We start from the raw sequence: 1,950 nt of genomic DNA on the forward strand, positions 1-1,950 counted from the left end.
GCGCAGCTGGCCTATTGGGAGGATGCGCTGGCCGGGATGCCCGAGCGCCTGCAGCTGCCCACCGATCGGCCGTATCCGATGGTTGCCGACCAGTGCGGCGCCAGTGTTGCGGTGGACTGGCCGGCCGAATTGCAGCAGCAGGTCACCCGCGTGGCCAGGGAGCACAACGCCACGAGTTTCATGGTGGTTCAGGCCGCTCTCGCCGCGCTGCTCTCGAAAATCAGCGCCAATTCCGATGTGGCCGTTGGATTCCCGATCGCTGGACGCCGCGATGCCGCGCTCGACGAACTGGTGGGCTTCTTCGTCAACACCCTGGTGCTGCGCGTCGACGTGGCCGGTGATCCCAGCTTCGCCGAGCTGCTCGGGCAGGTGCGGCGGCGCAGTCTCGCAGCATACGAGCACCAGGACGTGCCCTTCGAGGTGTTGGTGGATCGGCTCAACCCGACCCGAAGCCTGAGTCATCATCCGCTGGTGCAGGTGATGTTGGCCTGGCAGAACCTGCCCGGCTATGACGGTGGTGCCGACGGTCTTGCCTTAGGTGATCTGCAGGTTACGCCGTTGCCGGTGGACACCCAGGCGGCCCGCATGGACCTGACTTTTTCGTTGGCCGAGCGCTTCGGCGAGGACGGCGTGCCCGCGGGGATCGGCGGGGCGGTGGAATTCCGCACCGATGTGTTCGACGCAGAAAGCATCCACACCCTGATTGAGCGGTTACGTCGGGTATTGATGGCCATGACGGCCGACCCGACACGGCGGTTGTCGTCGGCGGAGTTGCTCGATGAGGCGGAGCCCGCGCGGCTTGACGAACTGGGCAACCGAGCGGTGCTGACACAGCGCGGGGCTGAGCCGCTGTCGATTCCGGTGTTGTTCGCCGCTCAGGTGGCCCGCACCCCGGATGCCGTGGCGCTCACCTGCGGTGAGCGATCGTGGACCTACCGGGAACTCGACGAAGCCGCCAACCGGTTGGCGCACCAACTGGCCGGCCGCGGTGTCGGTCCCGGTGGCTGTGTGGCGCTGCTGTTCTCTCGGTCTGCTGAGGCAATCGTGGCGATTTTGGCTGTGTTGAAGACCGGGGCGGCGTATCTGCCGATCGACCCGGCGCTGCCGGCGGCGCGGATCGCGTTCATGCTCGGCGATGCCGCACCGGCGGCCGCGATCACCACCGCCGATGAGGTGGGCCAGTTAGACGGCTACGGCGTGCTGGTCATCGATGTGCACGACTCGGCCATCGATGACCAATCCAGCACAGCGCTGCCGGCGCCAGACCCGGAGGAGATCGCGTACCTCATCTACACATCCGGTACCACCGGTGTGCCCAAGGGTGTGGCGGTGACCCACCGCAACGTCACCCAGTTGATGGGGTCGCTTGATGCCGGCCTGCCATCCGGGGCGGTGTGGGCGCAGTGGCACTCCTATGTGTTCGACGTCTCCGTGTCCGAGATCTTTGGCGCGTTGTTGCATGGTGGGCGACTGGTGGTGATCCCCGACTGGGTGGCGCGCTCACCGGAAGAACTTCGTGACATGTTGCTGGCAGAACATGTCGACGTGCTGAGCCAGACCCCGTCGGCGGTGGCGATGTTGTCGCCGGATGGTTTGGAATCAATGGCGTTGGTGGTGGCCGGTGAGGCGTGTCCGGCCGAGGTGGTGGATCGGTGGGCGCCGGGGCGGGTGATGCTCAATGCCTATGGGCCCACCGAAGCGACCGTGTATGCGGCGATCAGTGCTCGGTTGACCGCCGGGTCGGGGGCGCCGCCGATTGGGTCGCCGGTGCCGGGGGCGGCGGTGTTCGTCCTGGATGGGTGGTTGCGTCGGGTGCCTGCCGGGGTGGTGGGCGAGTTGTATGTGGCTGGTGATGGGCTTGCGGTTGGCTATCTGCGTCGTGCGGGGTTGACGGCGTCGCGGTTTGTGGCGTGTCCGTTCGGGGATTCGGGCGTGCGGATGTACCGCACC

At 66.8% G+C, this 1,950-nt stretch carries 1 protein-coding gene; it reads left to right on the plus strand.

All coding sequences use genetic code 11. The features are described 5' to 3' along the window. Nucleotides 1-1,950 (plus strand): amino acid adenylation domain-containing protein (locus A5686_RS02365; protein ID WP_156749905.1); only part of this gene is annotated, 1,950 nt, incomplete at both ends.

This window comes from Mycobacterium sp. E2479 (assembly GCF_001667925.1).
Taxonomy (GTDB): domain Bacteria; phylum Actinomycetota; class Actinomycetes; order Mycobacteriales; family Mycobacteriaceae; genus Mycobacterium.